Origin of the sequence: Deinococcus apachensis DSM 19763 (assembly GCF_000381345.1) — a bacterium.
GTDB lineage: Bacteria > Deinococcota > Deinococci > Deinococcales > Deinococcaceae > Deinococcus > Deinococcus apachensis.
The window spans coordinates 1-26,858 of record NZ_KB906418.1 but is presented as its reverse complement, the minus strand read 5'-3'; the positions used below and the strand labels follow the sequence as shown (position 1 = coordinate 26,858).

The following is a 26,858-nucleotide window of genomic DNA, read 5'->3' as shown; positions in this document are numbered from 1 at the left end:
CCCCACGCTAAGCTCTGTGCCTTCCCCACAACCTGGCGCCCCGCTCAACGATAACCGAGCGGGGCTTTTCTTTGGCCGGTCACCCTGCCGGGTTCCCCTCGCCCGGCCCCACAAACCCCGCATCCAGCTGGCAGGTGGCATCGTCCGGGTCCCCGCCCAGCATCAGGGTGGTGAGCGGGTAGTCGATCATCGGCTTGTCGGAGGTCGGGAGAAGTTGCTTGGACACCGCCAGGGTCGCGGGGTGCGGGCGGGTGCTGGAGCTCCCCGCCAGGATGATGCCCCGCCGGGAGGTGGTGGGCGCCGCGTTCATGACGGCTGCCCCGTCGGGGCGCTCGCCAGCCGCCGCACGTACTGCCGCTCGTAATACTCGCGAAAGGCGCCCGAGCGGATCGGCTCCCACCACCAGCGGTTCCCGGCGTACCAGCGCGCCGCCTCGGCCACCGCCTCCCTGGGATCGTACCTCGGCTCCCACCCCAGAGCCCGTACTTTGTCCACGTTCATCGAGTACCGCCGGTCGTGGCCCGGGCGGTCGGTGACATGCCGCACCAGGCCGCGGTCCCCCCCCAGTGTGTCCAGCACGATGTCCACCATCTCCAGGTTCGTCATCTCGCGGCCGGTACCCACGTTGTAGACCTGCCCGATCTCGCCCCGCAGAAGCACGGCCTCGATCCCGGTGCAGTGGTCATGGACGTGCGCGTAGTCGCGCATCTGCCTGCCGTCGCCGTACACCGGGAGAGGTTCGCCCAGAATCGCGTTCGTGCTGAACAGGGGCACGGCTTTTTCTGGGTACTGGTAGGGCCCCACGTTGTTCGCGCCGCGCGTGATCGTCACGGGCAGACCGTAGGTGATGTAGTAGGCCTGCACAAGCTGATCCGCCGCCGCCTTGCTCGCCGCATAGGGGCTGCGCGCGGCGAGCGGGTCCGTCTCGACGCTCTGGTGGCCGTCGGGGATATGCCCGTAGACCTCGTCGGTGCTGACGTGGTGGAGCCGAATCCCCAATTCCCGCGCCACCTCCAACAGCACATGCGTGCCGCGGACGTTGGTGTCGGTGAAGACGAGCGGGCCGAGAATGCTCTGGTCCACATGAGTCTCGGCCGCGAAGTTGACGATCAGGTCGACGTTCCTCTCGCGGCATACCCGGCGCACCAACGCCTGGTCACCGATGTCCCCCTCGACCAGCGAGAGGCGTGGGTCGCCCCACAGGTCATGCAGATTTTCCCGCCGTCCCGCGTAGGTCAGCTTGTCCAGCACGGTGACGTGGCTCGCGTGCCTGTCCAGCCAGTACCGCACGAAGTTGCTGCCGATAAAGCCGCAGCCGCCCGTCACGATGATGTTCCTCATCCGGTTCCTTCCCCGACCCCGATTCCAGCCAGCCCCATGACCGCCCGTTCCGGGTTCTCGCCGTGCTGAAAGGCGGAGTACGCCGTCTCCATGATCGCCTGAAATTCGGCCCGGAACCGCTCGGGCCGGAAGCGCTCGGCGTTGCGCCGAATCTGCTGGGCGTCGAAGGGCCCGCGCGCCTCGAAGAGGTCCACCGCGCGGTTCACGCTTTCCACGTGCTGCAGCACCGCGGCTTTCTGCTTGGGATGGCAACCCAGGTAATCCGCACGAGGGCCGCCCGCTCCGCGGGGGCCGGGCCGGACGGAGGACCTCCACGCCCCTCCTGGTAGGCGTCGTCGAGGAGATCCACGATCTCGGCGGGGGTGAGATCGGCTGGGCACATGCGGCGAGGGGAGCGCGGTGCCCCAGACGAAAATGCAGCGGAACAAGGGCGCCCCGCATGCCAGCATCCCTGCATGGGCCATGAACAGGAAGTCCGGGTGCTCCTCAGCCAGAGTGAGTTGGCCTTGGTGAGCGCCGTCGCGCAGCAGACAGGGATGGAGCGTCCGCCTTTCTCCGCCACGCCGCCCTGACCCTTGCGGGGGACATCCGGCTACAGCGTTACACCAAGTACGAGCTGAACAGCATCGATCGGGAGGCGCCAGCCCGGGCCACGTCTGGGAGGAGCACGAACTGCGCGAGCAAAGGCTGCCGCTCTACTGGAGCGAGGCCTGGGTGCGTGCCCGGCTCGCGGAGGGCAAATCCACGAAGCAACTGGCGATTCTCAGCGGCTCCCATGAGCGCAGCGTGCAGAACCATGTGCGAACCTTGCACGGTATTAGGGCGTTCCGCACCCTGACAGAGGCGGAGTCAGTCGGCGAAGGCGCAGTAGGACTCGGTCAGCAAGGGGGCATTGGGCCGGTGGTAGCCGGTCAGGGCCCGGCCAGCATGGACGGCGATCAGGACCACGCGGATGCCGGGATGGGTGGGGAGCATCGCCGGACCTCCGCGGGGTGCTAGTGAGTGCCGTCCCACCACTCCCAGCGCCAGGTGGCGGGCGTCCACAGCTCGCCGGGGGGAATGGTGGAGCTGCTGGCGGTGACATTCCAGGCGCCGACCGTGGAGCGGACGGGCTGGTAGGGGGCGCCGTTGCGCCGGAGATTGAGGGTGCTCGACTTGCGGACCCGGGCATATCCGCCGGGCGGGCAGCCGGGGGCGACGCGGATGACGGGAGGATAGGCGGAGGGGAGGACGTTGTCGACGATGACCTCGATACGGCAGTGGGCGGGGCCCGTCACTTGCGCGATCGCAGCAACGGGCAGGACACCGAGCAGGGCCAGCGTGAGGGCGGCCCAGAGAGGTTGGAGCATGAGTCTCCTTTCTCCCGGCGCAAGAAGCCCGCCCAGAGCCGGGAGGCTGGGCGGGTGGGGTGTGCTAGGTTTTGCGGCCTGTGCCGAGACGGAAGAAGCGTCAGCGGTTCGCGCTCGGGTGGGTCAGCGTCTTCCTGCGGATCGCGCTGCTCGTCCTGCTGGTGCTGTGGGGACTTATCCTCTGGCAGTGGCTGGGGCAGTAACGGGCGTCAGTGCATCAACCGCACGAGCATCAGGGTGACAAGAAGGATTCCGAGGGCCATGGGGGTCATCCAGAAGGCGTCATGTCGCTGGACATGCCAGAAGAAGCGCGGGATCGACTTTTTCATGCGCAGAGGTGGCTCCCCTCTCCGACGTCCTTCTAGACCCCCGCCGGAGGTACCAGCCCAACATCGGCCGATGCTGCGTGTATGGGAAGAGGGGGCTGCCTGATAACACGGGTCTAATCTCTCGGGGAAAAGCTGTGCTGGGAGGCTGGGTAGCGGCTAATGCTGGCTTTCGGAAGTACACGTAAGGGCAGCACAATGGGCCAAGGGAAGTTGCTATGGCCCTCCCTCCTGCTGTGCTTCGCCGTCGGCGTGGCACTCATCGTGTTTCCCCTCGTCTACCCTCTGGGAGTTAATAACCCACGCCACCTGCGGCACGGCCACGTACGCCACGACGAACAGGTTGTCAAGGAAGACGGTGACCGCGCAGTACGAGCTGTGAGCGGGGGAAGGACGAGTGTGGGACGCAGGAGGCTGCTTCCCCCGCACAAAGCCCCCGTGCGGGGCGGGGGCAGATTGCGGGCTAGGCGATTTCGTCTGAGGTCAGAGCTTTTGCGTTTCTTTTGCGAGCACTCCCGCATGCTGGGACATGCCGCTCCTACTCAACCTGCTGCTCATCGAGTCCGTCATCGGGATCGCGCTGGCCTTGGTTGTGGGCACAACAGGCTTACGCCTGCATCTGCTTGACCGGGGCGACGGGCGCAACACCGCCGCATAAGGCGTGGAGCCCGGCTACCGGGGTGACTGATGCCGAGTTTCCGGACGCGCCCGATGCCGCCGCTCGGGGTGGCGCTTTTCGCGTTGCTCCCAGGCCCGTTCCCGCGCTGTGCGGTGATCCTGTCCAGTCACCCAGAACCAGGCGAGGTGCAGCAGGAATCCGAGGGCGATCAGTACACCTCCACCCAGAAGGCTGAGCAGGATGGTCAACATGTTTCAGGGTACGCCGCTGGAGTGAGAAAGCACACATAGGTAACCTGGCGCCGGACGACGCTGTGTGGGGTCAACCTGAGGCTGCCTGCCGTCGGAACACCTTTCCCAAGGCCCCGCACGTCGGATGACTCCTTCGCACGCCTGGGGAGGGGCATCTAGGTACTACAGAGTCCATTACTGGTATTCCTCTCCGTCCCTTTCAGGTCGCAACATCCCTGAAGGGAGAGGCTTGCGCGGTTCAATTGGTCAGCAGGGCTTCGATGGTCTCGAACCGATTCATCCGTTGGCAGGTCACCCCACGCCCACCGTCACGATTCTCTCCGCGAATAGGGCTACCGCCGCACCCTTGGCGCCACCCGGTTCCGGCCCGCCCATCTGTGTTGCTTGAAGTGCTGCAACGACCTGTGGCCTGACAACCACTTGGGCCCGGCCGGTGGGCGCATGGCCCGCGGGTACGTCACGCGCCTGCCCTGTCATCCAGCGCTCAGCCCCGCCCGTCCGCGAGCCGGGCGGCTTCCAGCGTCCCGGCCAGACGCCGCATCGCCAGCACCCCCAGCAGCGGGCCCACCGCCAGCACCGTGAACGCCAGCGGCCATCCCCCGGCCCGCACGAGCACCGGCACCAACGCGATGCTGCCCGCCGTCAGGGTGAAACCCAGGGCCAGCTGCGCGGTCAGCGCCGTGCCCACATAAGCGGGGTCGGCAATTTCACTCACGATGGTGGAGAACTGCGCCGAGTCCGCGATGATCCAGAAGCCCCACAGCAGGCTGAGCCCCAGCACCACGGGGGGCGCGGCGCCAGCCAGCACGGCGAGCGCCAGCGCGCAGCCCCCCGAGAGTCCCATGGCAAGCGCCGTGAGCCGGGTCCGCCCCCAGCGGTCCCCCAGCACCCCCCCCACGTAACAGCCCAACGCCCCCACCCCGACCACGGCGAAGGTCGCGAAGGCCGCTCCACGCCCCGGGTCGGGCTGGCCCCTGGCCGAGAGCACCCCGCCGAAGAAGGTGGCGAACCAGGCCCACATCGCGTACAGCTCCCACATGTGTCCCAGGTAGCCCAGGGTGGCGAGGCCCACGCCCGGATCCGTCAGAACCCGCCAGGCCTGCCCGGGCCGTAAGGCGGCGGCCGGGAAGCGGTACGGACCCTCTCCCACCCGCGAGGCGATCAGTCCACCGAACGCCGCGAGCCCACTGGTGATCACGATCACCACCCGCCAGTTCGCCCCGCCCAGCCCATTGACGAGATGCGGCAGCGCGGAGCCGAGCGTCAGTGCCCCCACCATCACCCCGAGGGCCACGCCGCGCCCGGTGCGGAACCACGCCGACATGGCCTTGAGGGCGGGCGGGTACACCAGGGCCAGCGCCGCGCCGGTCAGGGCCCGCAGGAGCGCGGCCACCCCTGGCCCCCCGGCCACGAGCAGCCCCAGGTTCGCTCCGGCAGCGAGCAGCGAGCCCAAGAGAATCAGTCGCCGGGGGGGGACTCGGTCGGCGAGGTTCAGGGCCGCGCTGAGTACCGCGCCCACCACGAAACCCAGTTGCACGGCGAGGGTGAGCCAGGCGGCGGCCCCCTCGCTCAACAGCCAGGCGGCGCGCAGTTGCGGCAGCACCGCCGCGGCCGAGAACCAGGGCGCCATCGCCAGCACGACCGCCGCCGCCAGCCAGGTGAGCGCTGTCCAGCGGCCGGACGCCGGGTCTCCGGGAACGGCTCGGGTCACACCGTGCAGGATAGCGGTCCTCCGCGTCGGTTGGACGTGCTGGCCGGGGCGGTCGAGGGAAGGCGCAGGCTTCCCCTGGTCTTCCGCCCGCTGGGGAGGCGCGACACCAGCCGGTGGAGCGCCTGGGCACTAGTGCTTTGTCCCAGTGAAGACCGCGATTTCCGCGCTCAGCGGCGCTTCAGGAGCAAGGGAACGGTCAGCCCAAAGGGGTGTACTCGTACTGGCTAGGCTCGCGGGCCATGTCCAGTCACGTTCACATCTCTCTGAGCCCACAAGACCACCTCGAACTAACCAACCTCACCACCAAGGGCAGTGCAAAGGCCAGGACGATCACCCGGGCACAAATCCTGCTGCTGGCCGACCGCTCGCAGGGCGAGCGGCGCACCCACAAGTCGATTGCCCAAGGGCTTAGGTGCACGACCAACCGAGTGGGCACCGTTGTCCGGCGCTACGCCCAGGAGGGGCTCCACAGCGCTTTGTACGAGCGCCCCCGTACGGGCGCTCCGCCCAAAATCGATGGAGTCACAGAGGCGCAACTGGTCGTTCTCGCATGCAGCGAACCACCTGAAGGCCGCAAGCGGTGGACGATTCGCTTGCTCGCCGACCAACTTGTCGAACTCGGCCACCTCGATTCAGTCGGTCGGATGACCGTACAGCGCGCCCTCAAGCACAACCAAATCAAGCCGTGGCGGGTGAAGTCATGGTGTGTCGCCAAGCCCAGCGCAAAGTTCGTGGCGAAGATGGAAGACGTCCTGAACGTCTACGCGCGGCCCTACGATCCGCGCTTTCCGGTGGTGTGCCTTGACGAGGCCAGCAAGGAACTGCACGGCACCCCGAGGAAAGGTATGCCAGTCGCACCTGGGCAAGCGGCGCGCGAAGACTACGAGTACACCCGCAACGGGACGGCCAATATCTTCCTCGCCGTCGAACCTTTGGCGGGAAAGCGCAGCGTGCGTGTGACCGACCAACGAGCGAACGTAGACTTTGCCAAGGAGTTGCGTCGCTTGGTTGAAGTGGAGTACCGGCACGCCGAAAAGGTTGTGCTGGTGACGGACAACTTGAGCACACACAGCGTGAACGCGTTGTATGAGACGTTCGAGCCGGAAGTCGCCCGCCGCGTCGCGCGGCGGGTGGAGTGGCATGACACGCCCGAGCACGCCTCGTGGCTCAACATCGCGGAAATCGAACTGGCTGCGCTGGCAACTCAATGCTTGATTCGGCGAATCGGCAGCAGGGACGATCTGGAGCGGCAAGTCACAGCGTGGCAGGACTCGCGGAATCGGCAGCGGTCGAGGGTGGTGTGGCACTTTCGGACGGAGGACGCTCGCATCAAGTTGCGACGGCTCTACCCCACGTTCCACGCGCCCTGAAGCGCCGCTGAGCGCGGAAATCGCGGTCATCACTGGGACAAAGCACTAGTGGGTCAGTTGGGTTGTGTTGCCTTCACTGGGTTGGAGGTAGGCGAAGCCCAGGGGTGGCCTGAAAATGAGACCACCCCTGCCGTTATCTGCTGCCAGGTCTGGAAGGCCTGGTTCTGGTGGCTTGGTCTGGGAGAGGCGGGAACCGTGGTGCGGGGGTGCTGGTCAAGGTGGGCCATTCGGGCAGGGAGATTCAGGAATGCTTGAGTCCGCTTCGGTCGCCCGAATCCGAGCTGACTTCGTTGCTGACGCCGTGTGGGACGGTGAGACTGCTCAACCAGGTTGTTGCAGCGAGCGGTCGAAGCGACCTTCTGGTGCTCCACTCTATGGAGCACCGGAAGCTCCCGAATCGCCGCACCGGAGCTCTTCAGCTGGTCGGTCTGAAGGACCTCTGGTACAGCGTATTCCCCCAGTCAACGCACGAAGAACGACTTCGCCGCCTCGGTGTCACGATGGATCTGCAGAACAACATCCAGGACAGCGCCGTGCTCGTCCACGACTCGCCACAGCCAGTGGGGCACCCCACCCACCTTCACCCGCCTCTCGTCCACAAGCCACCGGGAGGGGACGTCGGGGTTCCCGGTGGCGCAGCTCCTCGGTGAAGAGGGGCGCAAATTGGATGCTCCATTCCCGCACCCTCATCGTGACTGACGTGAATCCCGAGTTCGTGCAGGAGTTCCTGAACATTTCGGTCACTCGGTGGGAAGCGGTGAGAAAGCCAGATCGCGTACCCGATCATGCTCATGGGCAATCGGTGGCGGTCTGGCTTCCGACCAGTCACTGGCCGCTACCTTACCTGTTTACCTGACACAACCCTCCAGCTGTTTTCACTGCTGATCACCAATTTCTTCGCGTCACAGCGGAAAAAGATAAGTCGCCGCACCCTTGGCATACAGACCCTAGGGCGACTTGCACTTCACGGTGCTCGGCACGGGGCGGATGTACCGCCTCAACAGCGTCTCGTTGTCCACGCCGCGGTCCCCGGACTTCCGAATCAGCCGCCCCTGGGCATCAAACGCGCCGCGGAGGTTCAGGAGCAGTCCGGCGAAACCGCTCCATTGCACCTGAATTCCGGTGAGCTTCCCGACACGGTCGTAACTCTGCTGCACACTGAGGCTGTTGTCGGGGTAACGCTGGCCGTACCGCAGCGCCCGCACCTGCCCCAACCTGTCCAGCAGCAACGTGGTGTCGCCCACGAGACACACACGCAGCGGCGACGCCGCTTGCGTGGCGGGGAGGCGGGGGACGGAAGGCAGGCGCTGGGGTTGCGCGCCCGCCAGGCTAACCAAACCGACCAGAAGCGTGATGCCCGCCTGTCTCATCCACCGCCCTACGAGAAGACCATCGCGAACGTTCCCGCTGCTGGCACGACGTTCGCCCTTTGGAGGCATACCTGTTCACCTCCCCAGCCGACCCTCGGCCAGGTGCGCTGTGCCTAGAAAACATAGGCTGGACCTGTTCCACGAGTGGGGCGCCTGACGAGCGCCAGCCCCCACGCTGGGAGCGGTCGGTTCTGGCAAGAGACTGTTGCGCCTGACCTTGAGGGTTTCGAGCCGGCCAGAATTTAACGCACGATCTTGCAGGACCCTCCTTGCCAGCAGGCTTGTCGGCTCGAGGGGGAGTGACGAGCCGAGCTTCCCACGACTCGACTCAACACACAAACTGGCCAGAACCCCTGCGCCTGAGTGGAGGTGTGCGGACGCTCATCTTCGGGTGCGGATGGATCTCGAGTGCGACCTGACCGCGCTGCTGCGGCAACTGGGCGCGGGGAGTTCCGGGGAGGCGCACCCCACCTGAACCCGGGGAAAAAGCGCACACTGAAGCCTGAAGGCCCCAGCGTGCCCCTCGCCCCGCTCCGCACTGCACGAGCGATCACCTGCACCGCCTCTGACCCCGGCCCCTCCCGGCCACCGACCCCTGGAGGCCACGACATCCGATGCCCCAGAACCCTGCCGAGCTGGCCCTTCGCCTGCGTGCCCTGACGGCGCGGCGGGCGGGGCTGGCCTTGGGCCTGTGGGGGGAGGCCGGGATCGGCAAGACGCACGCAGCCCGGGCTCTGTTGCGAGAGGCACCGTGCCGCAGCCTGAGCTTGCACGCGGCCCTGTCTCTGGCCGACCTGACACGCGCGCTGCCGCGCGGGACGAGGCTGGCGACCTGGGCGGGGCGGATGCTCGACCGCCTCCAGGCAGGTGAGGAGCTGGAGGGTGCAGGCACACTGGATGCCCTAGGGGTGAACCTGGCGGCGCTCGCGCCCTTCGTGCTGCACCTGGAGGATCTGCACGAGGCGGACCCAGGGGGCCAGGGCAGGATCGCCGCGCTGGCGGCCCTGGTGCGCCGCACCCGTGGAGTCGGGCTGCTGATCACCAGCCGCGCCCCACCGCCACAGGAGTTCGAGGCGCTGCGGCTGCGGCCGCTGGACCGAGCCCACTCGGACGCGCTGCTGGAGGCCGAGGCTGGAGCGCCGCTGCCCGGGGAAGGGCTGGCGTGGCTGTTCGCGCACGCGGCGGGCAATCCACTGTTCACCCTGGAGTATTTCCGACTGCTGGCGCGGCAGGGCCACCTCTGGAACGACGGCCGCCGCTGGCACTGGCGCGCCCCGCCCGGTGACCCCATGCCGGTGATGGTGGAGGCGCTGATCGAGCGGGGGCTGCTGGACGTAAGCGGCCGGTCCCCGCTCGCCGAGGTGCTTGGCGGCAAGGCGCTGCTCCCGGTCGGCGTAGACGGCGGCCTGCTTGCCACAATGACCGGTCTGACGCCTGAGGAACTGGCCGAGGCGGAACGCGAATTGGAGCGGCAGGCCATCTTCTCGGGAGGCGAGTTCGTCCACCCGCTTTACCGCGAGGCGGCGCTCAGGACGCTGCTCCCCGAACGGCGCCGCCGCCTGGCCCGCCGGGCCCTGACTGTGCTGGAAGACGACCTGCCCGCCGCCAGCCGCTTCGTGGAGGCGGCGGAGCTGGACCCAGCGAGCGCGCAGGACTGGCTGCTGAGGGCAGCGGCCCAGCGCCGCGCGGCAGGCGACGGCGTGGGGGCGGCCCGGCTGCTGGGCCGCAGCCTGCCCTACGCGGACCCGGACTTGGCCGCCCGGCGTGCCCTGGAGGCGGCGCACGGGCTGAAAGAGGTGGATGTGCCGGAGGCGATCCGCTTGGCGGAGCGGGCCGTGCAGGCACCCGAGCAGCGCAGCGAGTCCCTCTGGCTGCTGTCCGAATTGCTGGCGGCCCAGGGCCAGGGCAGCCTCGCCGAGCAGCGGCTGACGCAGTTGCCCCTGGCCGAGCGCGAGGGACCCGTCTTCGTGGCCCGCGTGCTGAGGCTACGCGCCCAGGATAACGGGCGCCTCCTGGAGCTGCTGGATGAGCACCCTGACGCCCTCGCCCACGCCGACCCGGGCACCGCCTGCCAGGTGGGCCGCTCGCTGGCCTACTGCGGCCGGGCCACCGAGGCCGAGGCGGTGGCCCGGCACCTGCTCGCCCGGCCGGGCGACGATCCCGGGGCGCGGGTGATGGGCCTCAAGGTGCTGTCGGTGGTGGCCCAGGTCCGAGCCGACTTCACCGCGATGGAGCGGCTGGAGCGCGAGGTGCTGGAGCTGGTGCGGCCCAGCGGCAACCTGCGCCTGATCGACGCGGCACTGTTCAACCGGGCGATGGCCCTGGGCACACTCGGGCGTTACCCGGAGCAGACCGCCTGCCTGGAAGAGGCGCTCGGAGTCTGCCAGGAACTGGGCGACCCGACCGCCTCGGCCATCGCGCAGGTCGCGTTCGGCACGGCGCTAAGCGAGGCAGGCGAATACCAGCGCGCCGAGACGTTGCTCCAGGAAGCCCGGTCCTTTCTGGAGAGCCTGGACGTGACCGGCTATTTGGTGGACTGCGAGTGTGCCCTTAGCGCGCTCTATCAGGCCTGGCAGCCCCCCCACGGCCGGGTGCTGGCGACCCGTTACGCCCGGGCCGCCCTGTCTCACGCCCGCGAGTTCAACGATCCGCGCTCGCTGGCCGAGAGTCTGCCGGTCGCCGCGCTGGCCGAGTCCTGGGCCGGTCAGCCCGCGTCTGCGCTGGTGCTGGCCGATCAGGCCGCCGCGCTTGCCAAACACTTGGACATGTCCCAAATGAGCCAGGCAGCCCAGGCGGCCCGTGGCGCCGCCCTGATCGCCCTCAGCCGCCCCCAGGAAGGGTTAGAAGCCCTCCGACTGGCTGAGCGGTTAGCCAGGGACATGGGCGATCTGCTCGCCACGCACCGCGTAGGGCTGGAACTCGACCGGTTGCGCGGCGACCTGGCGGCAGCCCGCGAGCGACTGGCGTGGTTTGAACAGTGGGGACTGGGGGCGGGTGCCGATCTGGCCCGGCGATTGTTCCCGGAGTTGAACCCGCTGCCCCGGCCCGAACGGCAGTCAGCAGAACCGGAGCCGTCCATCCAGAGCCAGCCAGGCGAGCGTGGTCTCCGCCTGGAAGCCCTCGGCGCCCTGCGCTGCGGCGTTTCAGGCCAGCTTGAGCCGGTACGGGGCCGCAGGCGCCGCGAGCTGCTGGCCTGCTTGCTGGAAGGCCGCCTGCGGGGCCGCCCGGATGTGCCACGGATGGAGCTGACGGACGCGCTGTACCCGCAGGCGGGGGAAGATCAGGCAGCGGCAGCGCTCAAGGAGCTGGTGCATCAGACCCGCGCGGCTTTAGGAGCACGCGTGATCCAGACCACCGCAGGCGGCTACGCCCTGGGCGACCTGACCACCGACGCCGAGGCCTTCCTGACGACCGGCGACACCGCCCTGTGGCGCGGCCCTTACCTGGCGGGTGAGGCGCTCCTTTCCGACGGCCTGATCACTGACACGCTGTACGGGGCACTGACCCTCCGCGCACAGGCCCTCGGCGCAGATCAGTCCACTGAGGCCGCCCGGGTAGGCCGCCTGCTGTGTAAGGCCAATCCTTACGACCTCGCAGCCCTGGCATTGACCCTGCGCGCCCTGCGGGCCGCCGGCAATCATCGCAGCCTGGCCCGCTTCTACCACTCGGCCCGTCAGGAACTGCTGGAGGTGGGAGAGCATCTGCCGGAGGAGTGGGGGGTCTTTCTGGAAGGGCACGCTACGGCCTGAGCTCAGACCTTCAGAACCGGAACCGCAGCAGCAGGACAAAGGCCAACACGCCCAGACCTGTCCGCAGTGGGTGCAGTAGGTACCCCCGCCGCCGGACCTCTTCCCCCTCGGGCGAGAGGCGGAACGTATCATGGCCGTGAAGCCACGGCACCATAATCCGCACGTCGGCCAGCACCAGGGCGAAGGCGGCCAGGGCCAGCCGTGCCCGCCCACGGGACGACCCGTCGCCGAAGCTGAAGGAGAGCGCAAAGGCGCGCAAAGAGGCTCAGGCGGCACACCATCGACGCCAGCTGCGGCAGCATCACTCGCCGGAACAGCGCGTCGCGCGGCTGGCCCATCTGAAGGGAGGCGCCGAGACCCACCTCCGCAGGGACGGGCCCTCCAGCATTCCCGACATTGAGGCGCGCCAGCACGACACCGATCATTCACAAAGCGTTTATGGCTCCCCCTTCAGGCGGACGACAGGGCTTTGATCAGAATTTCGGTGTGACCCGGTGCGGCTTCACCGTACACCTGCGCCGAACCTGCGGGACCGAACCCGGGCGGCGTAACTCCCCCTTTTTCTGACCGCCGTGTAACCGGGGTCGGCGCACCCTGTAGGCACGAGGAGGGCCGAGGCATCGGCATCCCACAGCAGGAAAGGTCGGCCCCGCGTTCACCCCTGTCCCTCCGGAAAGACGACCGTCCCTTCTCTCTCCGCCGCAGTGTCCTCAGGGACAGGGGAAGAATCATGTTCGCAAAGACGTTGCTGTACTGCGCCGCTGGGTTGCTCATCTCCAGTGCGGCAGCCCAGTCCCCACGCTACTACCGCCTGCAACTCAAATCGGACGGACAGTACCTGGACGCCGATCACTGCGCCTCGCCCGTCACCCTCAACCCCGGTTCCAGCTACGCGGGCGGCGCCTGCCAGCTCTGGCGGCTGGTCCCCGCTGGGGGCGGCTACTACCGGCTGCAATTGAAGTCCAATAGGCAGTACCTGGACGCGGCCTACTGCTCGTCCCCCATCGGCCTGAATCCCGGCTCCACGTATGCGGGCGGCGCCTGCCAGCTCTGGAAGTTCGTACCGAACGGCGACGGGTACTACCGGCTGCAACTCAAGGTCAACCACCAGTATCTGGACGCGGTGAACTGCACGGCCACGCTGGGCCTGAATCCCAGCTCAACCTACGCGGACGGGGCCTGCCAACTGTGGCGGCTGGTGCCTGAATCGGTGCGGATCGACTGAGCCCTCAGGACGATGGGCGCCGTGAACCGCCGCCCGTACACCGACCCCCTGTCAAGGGCGAGGAAGCCGCATGGACGACCCTCTCACCACGTCACCGGCCCTGACCTACCGGCTCTGTCCCCACTGCGCCCGCGCTGTGCCCGGCCATTCCGCCGAGTTCTATTGCGCCAACGACGGCACGCGGTTGCTGGAGGTCTGCCCGCAGTGCGGCGCCCCCATCACCTCGCCCTACGCCCGCTTCTGCGTGCGCTGCGGCGCGAACCTGACGTGGCCGCCCGGCTCCCCGCCCTCTCAGCGTTGACCAGAACAAAGGAGCACACCATGTCCAGGCTGCATCCCCTCCTGATCCTGCTCACCCTCGGCCTCGCCGCCTGCGGTTCGTCCGGTGGCGGCAATCCTCCTCCGGGCGACGACCCGGCCCAGACCGCCTTCTTCAAGAGTCAACCCGAGTTCGGCGCGGCCGCACCTTCCGGCAGCGAGACGGTCACGCCCGCGCAATTCATGGAGGCGGTGAGAAGCGGCGGCACCGTCATCACGGCCCAGACCCTCGCCGACGAAAAGGCCGCCCAGGAGCGGCAGGACGCCCAGGACGACGCGGACGCCCGAAACTATATCCAGCAGTACCCGGAGTTCAGCGCCATCCTCCAGCCCCCGGCGGCGGACGCCATCAATGCCGACGGCGACCGGATGGTGACCGTGCCCACGGCGGGCGGCGACAAGACGATCACCCTGATGGGCAATGCCTTCGGAAAGGCCGTCCTGGCGACGCACGCCCGCACCTTTCCCAGCCAGGCCAACCAGTACCGGCTGTACAGCCAGCTCTACGCCGATCTGGACATCACCCTGCACAAGCTGAACAACACGGTTCAGCAGTTCGGCCTGCCCGCGCCGGACGAGGTCAAGAATTACAGCGCCGACCGGCTGCTGGTCCTGAACAAAAAGGCCAGCGACGTGATCCGCGAGTACGGGGCCGAGATTTACAACCTCAGCTTCTACCTCGACCCGGCCAACCTGGAGGAGGGCGCCAAAGACCAGCTCGACCGCACCCAGAAGGGGGCCTGTGAGGCACCTGCCGCCGGGGGCATCTACAAGAACTTCGACTGGCCGCTGAAAGCCCTGACGACCACGGTGAAGGACCAGGGCCAGCGCGGCACCTGCTGGGCCTTCGCTACCGTCGCCGCCCTAGAGGCCGAGATCGCCCGGCGCGACCACCGGCAGGTCAACCTCTCCGAGCAGGCGTATATCGGGCACCGCTTCATGGACTGGGCGCCGCGCGCCTTCGGGGAGGGCGGCGATCCCATCGGTATCGCGCAGAAGGCCAGCGCCGCGAACTACACCTTCGCCTACGAATCCCAGTGGCAGTACAACAAGAGCCTGAGCCGCGTGGTCCCCGCGAACACCCAGACCTACACGCACTCCTGCGACGGCTACCGGGACGTCACCCTGAACTACGGCGCGTGCTCGAACACCACCGACCAGGGCAACTGGTATGTTGCGTCGTTCGGCGGCAAGCTCTACCTGATGCGGAGCCTGCCGAACACCGGCGCGGGCAGCGGCTACCGCATGGGGTCCCCCACGGATTTCTGGAACCAGAGCGACAAGGACATGAGTATGGTCATCCTGCTGCTGCGCTCGGTGATGGGGCACGCCACCACGCTGACGCTGGACATGCGTTACGTGGCGCCCGACGCGAACGGCTACGCGCCCCTGAAGAGCATGAACAGGCTGCCGAACGGCATGGCGGACTTCCAACTGACCCATGTGATGACCGTCACCGGCTTCATCTCCAGCCAGAACCTCCAGAAGAAGCTGCCGGGGGCGCCCGTCGCCGACGATTACGGGTACTTCATCGTCAAGAACTCCTGGGGCGACTGCTGGGGCGATCAGGGCTACGTGTACCTGCCCTGGACCTGGGTTAAGACCTTCACCGGCCAGGCCAGCACCGGGATTCTGCCGCAGTGAGCGTGGCTCGGGGAGGGCGAATGCCATACCGCCCTCCCCGCAGCCGAGGGAGACTCTATGTCCGCTCCACCTTTGTCCTGCTGGCTGACCGCCCTGCTGTGCGCCTCGGGCAGCGTTGCCATCGCCCAGCAGGCCCCCTCCGAACCCGCGTCCCGCTCCACGCTGCTGGGGCTGCCCCTTCCCGATGCGCCGCGCCGCCTCACCGGTAGCTCCAACTATGCGGCCGAGACCGCCCAGATGAACAAGGGCGCCCTCACCTGGGAGCTGGGAAAGTGCAGCCGCTACGAACTGCTGTACTGGACAACCGCACTCAAGGTTCAGCCGCCCGTGGTCCTCGCCCGGTTCAAGGCGGCGGCCCAGACGGCAGGCTGGAAACGGACCATGGTCGTGGACTTCCTACGGCTGGGTGGGCTGGAGGCGTTCGTGCTCAGCAAGGGCGGCAGGCGCGTGCTCGCCTCAGTGGTCCTGGGCCGTGGCCCCAATCTCTCCCTGTGCGAGCTGATCCGCTAGGCCCACGCCCGCTTTCTCCCTTTCCAGAGAGGTGAGCCCCATGAAACAGCTTGCTCTGCTCCCCCTGACTGCCCTGTTGCTGGCCGCGTGCTCCAACTCACCCGGCCCGGCTGGGGGCGCCAGGCCTACCATTACCCGCTTTACCGTCTCGCCCACCACACGCGGCGCACCCGGTCCGGTCACCCTCACCTGGGAGACCCGGGGGGCCAGCAGCGTGGAGATCGACGGGGGCGTGGGGAACGTCACCCCGCTGGACGCAGGCCAGCGCGAGGTCACGTTGAAGGCAACCACCACCTATACTTTGACGGCCAGGAACGCGGCGGGCAGCGCCACCGCCCAGGCTACCGCCAGCGTGAACGCCACGCCGTTCAGTTACCGCATCGACCCCGGTGTCAAGCCCTTCGAGGGTACAGTAACCGGCTGGGACGGCCCCCGTCCGGTCGCGGCGGTGCGCGACGCGGCAGGACTTACGAGCTCCTTTGTCGCCAATGAGGTGATCGTGCTGCCGGGGAGCCAGGCCGAACTGGACGCTTTTGTGGCGCGTACTGGGGCCAGGGTGCTGGACAGCTATGCTCAGGGCACCGAACGAACGGCGCTGCTGCGGGTAGACCCCTCCGGTGTCAACCTGGACGGCTTCACGGCCGACGCCAACGCCCTGGGTGCGCCGGGGGAGAACGTGTTCTCCAGCGAACAGGGAGCGCGGCTGCTGGCCCTGGTCGCGCGCGAGACGGTCGGCGGCCTGAAGGTGAGCGCCAACTTCCTCGATCAGCCCCAGGGGGTGCTGCTGAAAACCCAGGAGGGCGGCGCCGTCTCAGGGACCACTGACGCCTTCACTCGCCCGGAATACAGCAGTACGGTCAGCAAGCCGCAGGTCGTCCAGGCCTGGCAGTTCGTGGCCGCCCACGGCCTGACCGGCGTGAGCCGCCGGGTGCGGGTGGGGATCATCGACGGCGGCTTCTGGCTGAACCCGGACGGGACCAGCATGAAGGACGCCAACGGACAGGGCGATTTCCCGGCGCTACCCATCCAGGCCAACTTCGTGGGGGAGGGGAACGCTTCCGGCCTCAACCCGGCCAGTTGCGGCCAGGGCAACGCCTGCGCCTACCACGGCAACGGCAGCGCCAGCGTGGCGGTCGGGACCCTCAACAACGGCGCCTTCGCTGCCGGAACGGGTGGGCAGGTGGCCGATCCCCTGCTACAGCGCAGCGACCTGAGCGTCTACTCCGTGAAGCACGCGGTCGATTGGGCCAACGGTCAGCACGCGGACGTGATCAACATGAGCTTCGGCGGGTCTTGCAACTGGTTCTGCCGCCGGGGCAAGGACTGGGCAGGGTACTACGATGCTTTCGACCGGGCGCACGACGCAGGCATCTTCCTGGTGGCCTCAGCGGGCAACGGCGGCGATGATCAGCTCGGGGACGACGTCGACGACGAGAATTACGAGCCCTGCGTCATCAGCGGCGTGTTCTGTGTGGGCGCGCTGGGCGGCGGCAGCCAGGTGTACACCAACGGCGCCAAGGCGTACTCCAACTACGGTGGGCCGGTCAACCTGTGGGCCCCCACCGACATCGTGGCGATGCCTGACGGAGGCTCGGCGGGCAACTTCGTGATTCACAACGGCACCAGCGCCGCCGCGCCTTACGTCGCTGGGGTCGCCGCGATGATGAAGGCGATGAACCCCGCGCTGAATTACGACCAGATGCGCGACATCCTGCAGGGCACCGCTTGGACCGACTCGCCCGACCCGCGCGTGACGCGTTATCTGAACGCGTTCGAGGCGGTCAGGAAGGCCGCCGACTTCCAGTTGCCCCCCGACCGCTTCGAGCCGAACAATGTGCCCGTGAAGGCGACCCTACTACGGGCCGGGCGCTTCGAGGACCTGAACCTCGACTCGGTGCCGGGTGACATCGACTTCTACGACTTCCAGACGGGCGGCCCGACCCTGGCGACGCTGGACCTGACCGTGCCGAACGGCTTCGGCAAGTTTTCGCTGGCCGGTCTGGGCTTGAGCAAGGAGAAGGGCTGCGGGGACGCATCGCTGGTCTCGACGAGCGCCGATAAGAAGCAGGTCGTGTACCGGCTGCCGAGCGGAACCTTCAACTTCGCCCTGGCGGGCAGTGGCCCCATGCCCTACGACCTGAACCTGGGCCTTCAGACGGCTGCCATCGCGCGTGACCGTTATGAAGGGATCTCCGGCAACGACACTCCCGCCCAGGCGAGCTACGTGGGCCCCAGCGCGGACGGCGGGTACTTGGACGCCACCCTGCACAGCGCCACCGACGTGGACTACTACAAGTTCTACAGCCGGGGCAACACGACGAACCTCGCCTTTAGCCTGGTCAGCAAGGCCAAGGTGCTGGGCGCCGACGGGCCGCTCACCCTGCGGGCCTACGACAGCGCCGGGACCCTGCTGCGGACCGTCACCTCCTCGGACGACTGCGGCACCTTGGCCGACCTGGCCCTGCCCGCCGGTTTCATCACCGTGCAGGTCAGCGGTGCGGCGCCGGGTGCGTATGCCATGTGGTTCGGCTCGTACACCGAGCAGAATCCTGTGTCCAGCGTGAAGCAACTGATCTACCTGATCATGCACCCGGAGGTGCCCGTCGAACTGGGACTGCGCGAACCCACCCAGGCCTTTGTGCTCAACAAGGTGAGCGACTATGCCATGTCTGGCCTGAACCTGCACGGCGCGGGGCTTCATCTGACCCTGTACAGCGCGGTGGGCGAGAAGCTGGCGGAAGGCCAGGCGCATGACTTCCGTGACGGCCCCGGCGAGGTGCTCAACCTCCAGCGCACCCTGCCCGACCAGCAGACCATCGTGCAGATCGACCGGGTGGCCGAGACGCCGGGCGACCTTCCGGGGGAGCTGGCGGTGGTGCGCGCCACCCTCGAACTGCTCGCGGGCCCCTGAACCCGCGTCTGCATTCTGTGTCCGGCACACTGGGCCTCTGCGGAATGCAGGCTTTGACGGCCTGGCCTCCCTCGCCTACCCTGCCGACCGCCCTTACCCCCTGAGAAGTCCCGGGAGACCCTATGAGAAAGACCCACCTGCTCGTCCCTGCCCTGCTCGGCAGCTTCGCCCTCGCGGCAGGCCTCAATTACAGCGTGGTCGTGAACGGGCAGGTGGCCCCCGACCAGGCCATCGTGGTCGGCGGCAAGACTTACGTGCCGCTCTCGGTCCTGAAGCTGCTGGGGGTCAGTTCGAGCCTGAAGGGCAGCACCCTCACGCTGGGGGCACAGAAGGCTCCAGCGACCGCACCCGGTGGGGCCAGCCAGAGAGCCTCACTGGAGGGTTGCATCGGCGAGACGCTGTTCAACGGTATCTGGCGCTTGACTGTCAGGAAGGTCGAGGCCATCGGGCCTGATGTCGGGCTCGGGCCCGGCTGGGGTGTTACCGCCGAACTCAGGAACGGCACGACGACCAAGACGAACCTGCACGACACGGGGCTGGAGAACATCGACCTCTCGCTGCCGGACGGCAATACCCTGACCTTCGAGGAACATGCGGCCGAGGAGGGGTTCATCTACAAGGAGCTGGCTCAGGCGGGCGGCGTGACCTACCAGTTGCGCTTCCACATTCAGGATGCCCGGGCACTCGCCAGCAGCGTGCCACGTCCCGCCAAGCTGACGGTTCAGCTCAACCCGGCACGTCTGACAGCGGGCTACCTGATCGCGGGCAAGGTCGCCTACACCACGCCCACCCCCAGCTTCCGCGTGCGGCTGGACTGCCAGAAGTGAGTTATTCACGGACGGCGCCAACTTCACTCCAGGCTTGGCAGTGTTCCTTCCAGGGATACCTCGACGGCAGGCAACATGCTCCTGTCCAGGCGACTGTGAGGGCTGAACCGGTGGGAGAGCCGAGCGGCGCGGGCAAGGACGGCTGCTGGGAAGCGGGAGGCGGCCCCTGACCGGAGAAGCGCCGTTCATCGGGACGTTTTCGGCCGCAGGGGTCTAGAATGGACGAGCCAAGCTCAGGCAGCCGGGAGAACAGGACCTATGCCGGAACTCGAGGTCCAGCTTTTCGGGGCGTTGCAGGTCACCCACCACGGACAGCCCGTGACGACCCTGCATTCGCCCCGCCAGCAGGCCCTGCTCGCCTGGCTGTTGCTTCACCCGGGCGTGCCCCAGCCGCGCAAACACATTGCCTTTGCAATCTGGCCCGACTCGGACGAGGGGCAGGCCCTGACCAACCTGCGCCGTGAGCTGCATCACCTGCGGCGGGGACTGCCCGACGCGGGGCTCTACCTGGAGGTCACCCCGGGCACTCTACGCTGGCGGCACGACGCGCCCTACCGCCTCGACGTGACGCAGTTCGAGCAGGCGGCAGGCCACATGTGGGACACCCGTGATGTTCCCCCATACGCCGACCTGGAGCGTGCGATGGGCCTTTATCAGGGGGACCTGCTTTACGCCGTGGAGGACAGCTGGCTCGAACCCCTCCGGCAGGCCCTTCACCAGCGGGCAGTCGAGATTCTGGAGCAACTCGTCGTGTGGCTCGAGCAGGCTGGCGGCCAGGCGCGGGCGCTCCGTTACGCGGAGCAGCTCGTGACGCTCGAACCACTTCGTGAAAGCGCGTATGCCGGACTGATGCGCTTGCAACTTGGTGCAGGTGACCACGCGGCGGCGCGTCACACCTATGACCGCTGCGCGAGCGTTCTGAAGGTGGAGTTGGGTGCCCTCCCGGGGGAGGTGGTGAGGGCCGTCTACCGGCAGTTGCAGGAACAGGCCGATGACAGGCCGCCCGCTACTCGCGGGGAATGGCCACTGATCGGTCGCCGCAGCGAATGGCAGCGCCTGCTGCACGTCTGGCGTGAAGTCCGGTCCGGAACCTCACGGGTCCTGCTGATCAGGGGGGAGGCGGGGATCGGCAAGACTCGGCTCGCAGAGGCCCTGCTCACCCTCGCGGACACGGAGGGCGCCCGAACCGCCAGGACACGCTCCTACGCCGCTGAGGGCCGGCTCGCCTACGAGCCCATTCGGGACTGGTTGCGCTGCCCCGCGCTCCGGGCACACCTGCCGCTGCTAGGCCCGCCTTGGCAGGTAGAACTGGTGAGGTTGCTCCCGGAACTTTCACCGCACCAGGACCTGCCCGGGCCGGAGCCGCTCAGCGAGGGCTGGCAAAGGCAGCGCTTCTTCGAAGCCCTCGCGCGGACGTTCCTGACGGTTGACGCGCCGCTCCTGCTGCTGCTCGACGACTTGCAATGGTGCGACCGGGACACGCTGGAATGGCTCCACTTCCTGCTGCGCTTCGCGCCCCGCGCCCCGCTGCTGTTGGTCTGCACCCTGCGCCGTGAAGAACAGGACGCCAACCCCGCATTGCCCGCGTTCCTGCGCGACTTTCAGCAACGCGGACTGCTGGACTGCATTGACCTCGGCGCACTGTCGCTGGCGGAGACCGGGGCACTGGCCGCCGCGGTCCTCGCAGGGGACTTGCCTCCCCAGGTACAGACGCAGCTCTTCAAGGCCACCGAGGGGCAGCCCCTCTTCATCGTCGAGGCCGTTCGCGCGGGCCTCGCAGCCAGCAACCAGGAGAGCGCCGTGGCCTTCCCACCTTCTCCCAGAGTGCAGGCCATCATCGCCGCACGCCTCGACCAGCTCTCGGCTGGCGCGCGCAGCGTCGCGCAACTCGCTGCCACCATCGGGCGGGCCTTTGACGTGGAGGTGCTTCGTGGGGCCAGTGACCTCGCGGAGGAACCGCTGACCGCAGCCCTCGACGAGCTGTGGCAGCGCGCGATCATCCGTGAGCAGCCCGGTTCCAGTGAGAGCTATGACTTCACCCACGACCGGCTGCGTGAAGGAGCGTATGACGAACTCAGTCCGGCACGCTGCCGGCTGCTGCACCGCCGCGTGGCGCAGGCGCTGGAGTTGCGGCATGCGGTGGACCCGGGCGGCGTGGCCGCACAACTCGCCGCACACCACGAGCGGGCCGGGCAGGACGAGACAGCCGTCCATTTCTCCCTCCTCGCGGCGGAACGGGCCAACAGCGTCTCTGCCAGCCAGCAGGCCATCCACCAGGCGACGCAAGTCCTGCGGCTTCTGGAACGCTTCCCGGCTGGCGAACACCGGGATCACTCCGAGCTTACTGCGCACAACAGCATGGCCGCCGCGCTCACCGCCCTGAAAGGCTTCACCCCCCCCGAGCTGGAAAGGACCCTGAACCGCGCGCTTCAGCTCGCCGAGAAACTGGGTGACGAAACGGCCATCATCCGTAGCCTCTGGGGCCTGTACGCGTTGCATATCGTCCGTGGCAATATCCGCCTGGCCCGAACGCTGGCCGAGCAGGCGCTGCAACTCGCCGGGGAGGACACCGGACTCCTGACGGACAGCCACCAGGCGCTCGGCGGCGTGGACCTGACCGAGGGGCATCTGGCTGCCGCAAGCGGGCATTTCGCGGTCACTAACCGGCTGTATTACCAGCACCGGCACCGCCGGGTGCTCTTTGGGGCAGACGTGGGCGTCTTCAGCCTCGCCTGGGGCGCGCATGGCCTGTGGCTCCAGGGAAAGGTCGAGGAGGCGCGGGAGCAGGTCGCGCTAGCCGCCGCGATAGCCGCAGAACTCGGGCATCCCTTTACCCAGATGCAGGCCAGCGCCTACCGCAGCATCTCCCACCAACTCGAAGGGGACCTGGACGCCTGCCGGGCCAGTGCAGAGATGACGGTGGCAGGCTGCGAGCGGTACGACATCGCCTACTACCACGAGTGGGGCGTCATCGTGGGCGGCTGGAGCCTCGCCCAGCAGGGCGGAGTTGCTGAGGGCCTGGCGTGCATCAAGCTCGGTCTGGAGACGTTGCAGCGACAGGACGCCGCGCTGCGCCTGCCGTACTATCTCGCGCTGCTGGCGGAAACCCAGTTACTGCTCGGCCAGCCCGAGGCCGCGCGGGCTGCCCTCGACGGGGCGCAGTCCGTGGCTCGCCAGAACAACGACCTGTGGTACCTGCCGGAACTCTACCGAATGCGCGGCCTGCTGAACCCGGCTCAGGCTGAGCCCTCCTTCCACCGGGCGCTCGCCCTCGCCCGGGAGCAGGGCAGTCTCTCCCTGGAACTGCGGGCGGCCACCAGCCTCGCCGCCCGCCTGCAGGGGGAGGGCCGCAGCATTGAAGCGGAGGCTTTACTGGAGCCTGTGCAGGCCGCGTTTCCCGCTGCGCTCGTCACGCACGACCTGAACTTGGCGCGCGCCCTGCTCCAGACCCTGCCCTGACCGCTGCTCTTGACCGGGACCCGTGCGGGGCACGAACGCCGGCTGGCCCGCCGGAACGCTCCCCCGAACGTTCGCGGAACGCCAGGACTTCTACGCTTCGTTCACGGAAGCCTGGAACGGAGGCCTTCCGTGTCGCCGTCCCCCGCCCGCCTCACCCCCATTCGAGGAGTTGATGCCATGACCTCCCGCCGCCTGATGCTGTTCACCCTCTGCTCCGCTCTCGTTCCCGCCGGGCTCGCGGCCAGTAACCAGACGGGCGTGAACGCCGACACGTTGAAGTGGAGCGCCGCCCCGCCCTTCCTGCCGACCGGCGCGCAGCTCGTCGTCCTCGACGGCGATCCCGGCAAGGCCGTCCGGGTCACGTTGAGGCTCAAGTTCCCCGCGGGCTACCAGATTCCCGCCCACTGGCACCCCACGCAGGAGGACGTCACGGTCCTCGCTGGCGGCCTGAACGTCGGGATGGGAGACCGCCTCGACAAGGGGGCGAGCACCTTGCTCAAGCCCGGCGGCTTCACTGCGTTGCCCGCCCGCATGAACCACTTCGTCTGGACCACAGAAGAGACCGTCGTGCAGGTCCACCTCCAGGGCCCCTTCCAGATCACCTATGCCGACCCGGCAACCGATCCCCGCCGGTGAATCGGCGCCCCTTCCCAGAGTAACAAGAGGAGTGACCATGACCACCCTCCATTACAGTCCAGCCGAACTCGACCTCGGTCCCCTGCGGGCGTCCGTGCGCGGGGAACTCATCCGCCCCGGGGACCCGGGGTACGAAGGGGCGCGGGCCCTGTTCAACGGCATGATCGACAGACACCCGGCCCTGATCGTCCGCTGCACCGACGTGGCAGACGTGGTGGCGGCCCTGCGCTTCGGCGTGGAGAGCGGCCTGCGGGTGGCCGTGCGGGGGGGCGGTCATAATGGGGGAGGCCTGGGTGGTGTGGACGGCGGCCTCGTCATCGACCTCGGGGGGATGAACGGGGTGCGGGTGGACCCCGGGCGGCGGACCGTGCGGGTCGAGGGCGGTGCAATCTGGGGCCAGGTCGACCACACCACGCACGCCTTTGGCTTGGCCGTGCCGTCGGGCATCATCTCGACGACCGGGGTGGGTGGCCTCACCCTAGGGGGTGGGCTGGGGTACCTGACCCGCAAGTACGGTTTCACCATCGACAACCTGCTCGAAGCGGACGTGATCCTGGCCGATGGCCGCCTGGTCACCGCAAGTGAGGGACAGAACAGTGACCTCTTCTGGGGCCTGCGGGGGGGTGGCGGCAACTTCGGCATCGTCACCTCGTTCCTGTTCCAGGCGCACCCGGTGAGCACCGTCGTCGGTGGTCCAACCCTGTGGCCACTCGAACAGGCTCCACAGGTGCTGCGCTGGTACCAGGAGTTCATCCGAAACGCCCCGGACAGCCTCAACGGCTTTTTCGCATTCCTGACGGTGCCTCCGGGGCCACCCTTCCCGGCGGAACTACACCTCCAGAAGATGTGCGGCGTGGTGTGGTGTTACACCGGCCCACTGGATCAGGTGGACGAGGTGTTCGAGCCCATTGCGGCCTTCGGTCCGCCCGCGCTTCATGGCGTTCAGCCCATGCCGTTCCCAGCGCTGCAATCGGCCTTCGACGGGCTGTACACTTCCGGCACGCAGCAGTACTGGCGCGCGGATTTCTTCGGGGACCTCGACGATGAGGCCATAGAGGCGCTGTGCCAGCAGGGCCAGAACCTGCCGACGATGCTGTCAACCATTCACCTGTACTCCGTCGGCGGCGCGGCCCACCGGGTCAGCCGCGACGCCACGGCTTGGAGTTACCGTGACGCGGACTTCGCTGCCGTCTACTACGGCGTCGACCCCGATCCGGTCAACAGTGGGTCCATCAAGGACTGGGCCGTTCGCACCTGGGAGAGGCTGCATCCCCATTCGCTGGGTGGGGCGTACGTCAACTTCATGATGGACGAGGGCCAGGACCGTGTCCGGGCGACCTATAGGGACAACTATGAGCGATTGGCACGGGTCAAGGCCAGGTACGACCCGCGCAATGTCTTCAACGTCAACCAGAACATCAGGGTGAAGTGACGGTGAGCCGGGTGCTCGGCCTGTGAGGTGCACCTCTTGTTCAGAGGTACACCTCACAGGGAGCCAGCACCATCATGACCAGTTGGAGGACGCTCTATGGTCTTGGGAGTTGGACAGCCGGTCTCCCGGCCTGCACCGCCCCGCCTTGATGCAGTAGCCCCGGCTCCGCGTTATTGGTCACGAGACCCTCCGGCAGTGGAACATCAAGTTCGCTCCCCTGCTCACCGAGGAACTGCGCCACCGCGACGAGGTCTGCGTGCCGCTCCGGAACCCTGCCATGACTGATCACGATGACTTTTCTGAGTCGCAAGAGCAAACCATGCTGCAATAGGCTATACCGCTGTTCAGTGAAGCCCCGTCCCCTACTCCTGCTGAACTCGCAGGGCTGTATTCAGGAGGTCTATACCGTAGCGTGCGAGTTGCTCGCCGCACCTGTCTGACTGCGCCATGAACTGCAGGGCCCTACACAATCATCGCTCGTCTTCCCACTCTCAGGACATCCAGGAGTGACGGGCAGCAGCGCCACTCCCAGGACGGTCATTGGTCTGCCCCCTAAAAACTGGGCAAAGCTGACTGGAGACTATCGGCTCGCTCCCCTGCGGGGATAAGGGCCTTTCCCTGACCCCTGCGAGAAAGCGAGGATGACCCATGAAGCACAAGCGGTTCAGTGAGGAACAGATCATCAAGCTGCTCCAGGACGCCAAAAAGGGCGAAAAGCCAATCGAGGAGCTTTGCCGGGAGGCCGGGTGCAGCACGGCCTCCTTCTACACCTGGAAGGCGAAGTACGGCGATGCCACCGTGGACGAAGCCCGGCGGCTTCGTCAGCTCGAACGTGAAAACGAGCGCCTTCTGAAGCTGGTGGGGCAACAGCGCCTGGAGCTGGAGGGGATGAAGGTGCTGCTTGGAAAAAAGCGCTGACGGCCCCCGAGCGCCGGGAGGCCGTGCAGTTCCTGGTCCGCATCAATGTCCGACAGCAGCGGGCGTGCGAGTTGGTCGGTCTGCCTCGTTCTTCGTTGTCCTACCGACCCCACCCGAGGCATGACGGTGAACTGATCGGGCGGATCAAAGCCCTTTCCCGTGAGCATCCCCGCTGGGGATGCCGTCGCGTCCACGCTACATTGCGCCGGGAAGGGGTGCAGGTCAACCGCAAGACCGTGCACCGCCTCTGGAAGAGTGAGGGCCTCGCTCTGCCTCCACGGCGCAAGACCAGAAAAATTCGCACTGGGCGGCCTGTTCCTCTGCGCGCCGAGCAGCCGAACCAGGTGTGGACTTACGATTTCGTCTTCGACGAGACGCTAGGAGGCCACGCCCTGAAAATCTTGACCCTGACCGACGAGTTCACCCGACAATCGCTGGTGTTGCGTTGTGGGACAGCTTTCACGTCGGTGGACGTGAAAGCCGTCCTGGTCGAGGTGATGCGGGAACGGGGTGTTCCCGCCTTCATCCGCAGCGACAACGGCCCCGAGTTCATCGCCCACGACCTCAAGGTTTGGCTGGCGGTGCAGGAGGTGGGTACTCGGTACATCGACCCCGGCAAACCCTGGCAAAACGGCGTGGCCGAGAGCTTCCACGCCCGTTTGCGGGACGAGCTGCTGAACCTGGAGGTCTTTCACTCGGCCCGACACGCCCAGGTGCTGCTCGATGGTTGGCGCAGCTTCTACAACAGCGCCAGGCCGCATTCCTCCCTGGCCTATCTCACCCCGGACGAGTTCGCCCAGCGCTGGGCTTTGCTCACTGCCCCGCCCGCCGTCGTACACTCCCCCTGAGTCGAGTCTCCAGTCAGCTTCGTCTACAAAACTGGGCCAGTCCA

At 67.4% G+C, this 26,858-nt stretch carries 24 protein-coding genes and 2 pseudogenes; 16 read left to right on the top strand and 10 right to left on the bottom strand.

Features of this window, described 5'->3' with window-relative positions:
- Positions 1 to 79: 79 nt before the first annotated feature.
- From F784_RS0119580 to F784_RS0119550, 5 genes are all read right to left on the bottom strand, one after another.
- Positions 80 to 310 carry a sugar phosphate nucleotidyltransferase gene (locus F784_RS0119580; protein WP_019588418.1) on the bottom strand — a complete coding sequence of 77 codons (231 nt, stop codon included), beginning with the start codon at positions 308 to 310 and terminating at the stop codon, positions 80 to 82.
- Positions 307 to 1,341 (bottom strand): dTDP-glucose 4,6-dehydratase, encoded by a 1,035-nt coding sequence (gene rfbB / locus F784_RS0119575; RefSeq protein ID WP_019588417.1) that lies wholly within the window; start codon positions 1,339 to 1,341, stop codon positions 307 to 309. The genes F784_RS0119580 and rfbB overlap by 4 nt, the downstream gene beginning before the upstream one ends.
- Positions 1,338 to 1,568: a hypothetical protein gene (locus F784_RS26695; RefSeq protein WP_019588416.1), complete on the bottom strand. Its 231-nt coding sequence runs from the start codon at positions 1,566 to 1,568 to the stop codon at positions 1,338 to 1,340. Before F784_RS26695 ends, rfbB begins: the two co-directional genes overlap by 4 nt.
- A 622-nt stretch (positions 1,569 to 2,190) precedes the next feature.
- Entirely contained in the window at positions 2,191 to 2,316 is a 126-nt protein-coding gene (locus F784_RS27665) for a hypothetical protein (RefSeq protein WP_019588413.1), read from the bottom strand.
- 20 nt (positions 2,317 to 2,336) lie between these two features.
- The gene (locus F784_RS0119550) at positions 2,337 to 2,690 is read right to left on the bottom strand and encodes a hypothetical protein (protein WP_019588412.1); all 354 of its coding nucleotides are present in this window, start codon (positions 2,688 to 2,690) and stop codon (positions 2,337 to 2,339) included.
- Positions 2,691 to 2,770: 80 nt separating this feature from the next.
- On the opposite strand from F784_RS0119550, the gene F784_RS27660 reads away from it, so the two are divergent.
- Together F784_RS27660 and F784_RS27655 are read left to right on the top strand one after the other, a co-directional pair.
- Entirely contained in the window at positions 2,771 to 2,893 is a 123-nt protein-coding gene (locus F784_RS27660; protein ID WP_019588411.1) for a hypothetical protein, read from the top strand.
- A gap of 652 nt (positions 2,894 to 3,545) precedes the next feature.
- On the top strand, positions 3,546 to 3,674 hold the full coding sequence (locus tag F784_RS27655; protein ID WP_019588409.1) for a hypothetical protein: 129 nt from the start codon (positions 3,546 to 3,548) through the stop codon (positions 3,672 to 3,674).
- Between the two features lie 14 nt (positions 3,675 to 3,688).
- On the opposite strand, the gene F784_RS26415 is transcribed toward F784_RS27655, so the two are convergent.
- Both F784_RS26415 and F784_RS0119530 read right to left on the bottom strand, forming a co-directional pair.
- Positions 3,689 to 3,886: a hypothetical protein gene (locus tag F784_RS26415; protein ID WP_157465389.1), complete on the bottom strand. Its 198-nt coding sequence runs from the start codon at positions 3,884 to 3,886 to the stop codon at positions 3,689 to 3,691.
- A gap of 484 nt (positions 3,887 to 4,370) precedes the next feature.
- The gene (locus F784_RS0119530) at positions 4,371 to 5,597 is read right to left on the bottom strand and encodes an MFS transporter (RefSeq protein ID WP_019588408.1); all 1,227 of its coding nucleotides are present in this window, start codon (positions 5,595 to 5,597) and stop codon (positions 4,371 to 4,373) included.
- 239 nt (positions 5,598 to 5,836) lie between these two features.
- On the opposite strand from F784_RS0119530, the gene F784_RS0119525 reads away from it, so the two are divergent.
- Complete coding sequence (locus tag F784_RS0119525) at positions 5,837 to 6,967, top strand: IS630 family transposase (protein ID WP_026332602.1); 1,131 nt, start codon at positions 5,837 to 5,839, stop codon at positions 6,965 to 6,967.
- Positions 6,968 to 7,122: 155 nt separating this feature from the next.
- Here F784_RS0119525 and F784_RS23930 read toward each other — a convergent pair.
- Positions 7,123 to 7,796: pseudogene (locus F784_RS23930) on the bottom strand (IS6 family transposase); the annotation flags it as partial.
- Between the two features lie 118 nt (positions 7,797 to 7,914).
- Entirely contained in the window at positions 7,915 to 8,337 is a 423-nt protein-coding gene (locus tag F784_RS24915; RefSeq protein WP_019588405.1) for a hypothetical protein, read from the bottom strand.
- A 614-nt stretch (positions 8,338 to 8,951) separates the two neighbouring features.
- Between F784_RS24915 and F784_RS0119505 the strand changes: the two genes are divergently transcribed.
- Complete coding sequence (locus F784_RS0119505) at positions 8,952 to 12,086, top strand: tetratricopeptide repeat protein (protein WP_019588404.1); 3,135 nt, start codon at positions 8,952 to 8,954, stop codon at positions 12,084 to 12,086.
- Positions 12,087 to 12,096: 10 nt separating this feature from the next.
- Here F784_RS0119505 and F784_RS0119500 read toward each other — a convergent pair whose 3' ends face one another.
- Complete coding sequence (locus tag F784_RS0119500; RefSeq protein ID WP_019588403.1) at positions 12,097 to 12,345, bottom strand: hypothetical protein; 249 nt, start codon at positions 12,343 to 12,345, stop codon at positions 12,097 to 12,099.
- Positions 12,346 to 12,816: 471 nt separating this feature from the next.
- Here F784_RS0119500 and F784_RS0119495 point away from each other — a divergent pair, with 471 nt between their 5' ends.
- The 12 genes and pseudogenes from F784_RS0119495 to F784_RS23915 all read left to right on the top strand — a co-directional run bounded on the left by F784_RS0119495 (position 12,817) and on the right by F784_RS23915 (position 26,814).
- Positions 12,817 to 13,311, top strand: coding sequence for an RICIN domain-containing protein (locus F784_RS0119495; RefSeq protein ID WP_019588402.1), 495 nt, complete (start codon positions 12,817 to 12,819; stop codon positions 13,309 to 13,311).
- Positions 13,312 to 13,381: 70 nt separating this feature from the next.
- Positions 13,382 to 13,612 carry a double zinc ribbon domain-containing protein gene (locus F784_RS0119490; protein WP_019588401.1) on the top strand — a complete coding sequence of 77 codons (231 nt, stop codon included), beginning with the start codon at positions 13,382 to 13,384 and terminating at the stop codon, positions 13,610 to 13,612.
- Between the two features lie 20 nt (positions 13,613 to 13,632).
- Complete coding sequence (locus F784_RS23920; protein ID WP_019588400.1) at positions 13,633 to 15,273, top strand: C1 family peptidase; 1,641 nt, start codon at positions 13,633 to 13,635, stop codon at positions 15,271 to 15,273.
- Positions 15,274 to 15,330: 57 nt separating this feature from the next.
- Positions 15,331 to 15,783: a hypothetical protein gene (locus tag F784_RS0119480; RefSeq protein ID WP_157465388.1), complete on the top strand. Its 453-nt coding sequence runs from the start codon at positions 15,331 to 15,333 to the stop codon at positions 15,781 to 15,783.
- Positions 15,784 to 15,823: 40 nt separating this feature from the next.
- Entirely contained in the window at positions 15,824 to 18,694 is a 2,871-nt protein-coding gene (locus tag F784_RS0119475; protein ID WP_019588398.1) for a S8/S53 family peptidase, read from the top strand.
- A gap of 122 nt (positions 18,695 to 18,816) precedes the next feature.
- A complete protein-coding gene (locus F784_RS0119470; protein WP_019588397.1) occupies positions 18,817 to 19,521 on the top strand; it encodes a hypothetical protein in 705 nt (234 codons plus the stop codon).
- A 258-nt stretch (positions 19,522 to 19,779) separates the two neighbouring features.
- Positions 19,780 to 22,980 carry an ATP-binding protein gene (locus F784_RS0119465; RefSeq protein WP_019588396.1) on the top strand — a complete coding sequence of 1,067 codons (3,201 nt, stop codon included), beginning with the start codon at positions 19,780 to 19,782 and terminating at the stop codon, positions 22,978 to 22,980.
- Between the two features lie 177 nt (positions 22,981 to 23,157).
- Positions 23,158 to 23,616, top strand: a complete 459-nt coding sequence (locus F784_RS0119460) for a cupin domain-containing protein (protein ID WP_019588395.1) — start codon at positions 23,158 to 23,160, stop codon at positions 23,614 to 23,616.
- Between the two features lie 37 nt (positions 23,617 to 23,653).
- Complete coding sequence (locus F784_RS0119455) at positions 23,654 to 25,048, top strand: FAD-binding oxidoreductase (RefSeq protein ID WP_019588394.1); 1,395 nt, start codon at positions 23,654 to 23,656, stop codon at positions 25,046 to 25,048.
- Positions 25,049 to 25,220: 172 nt separating this feature from the next.
- Positions 25,221 to 25,307, top strand: a pseudogene (locus F784_RS27915) (IS6 family transposase); the annotation flags it as partial.
- 389 nt (positions 25,308 to 25,696) lie between these two features.
- Positions 25,697 to 25,966 (top strand): transposase, encoded by a 270-nt coding sequence (locus F784_RS0119450; protein WP_019588393.1) that lies wholly within the window; start codon positions 25,697 to 25,699, stop codon positions 25,964 to 25,966.
- 23 nt (positions 25,967 to 25,989) lie between these two features.
- On the top strand, positions 25,990 to 26,814 hold the full coding sequence (locus tag F784_RS23915; RefSeq protein WP_169405718.1) for an IS3 family transposase: 825 nt from the start codon (positions 25,990 to 25,992) through the stop codon (positions 26,812 to 26,814).
- Positions 26,815 to 26,858: the final 44 nt, after the last annotated feature.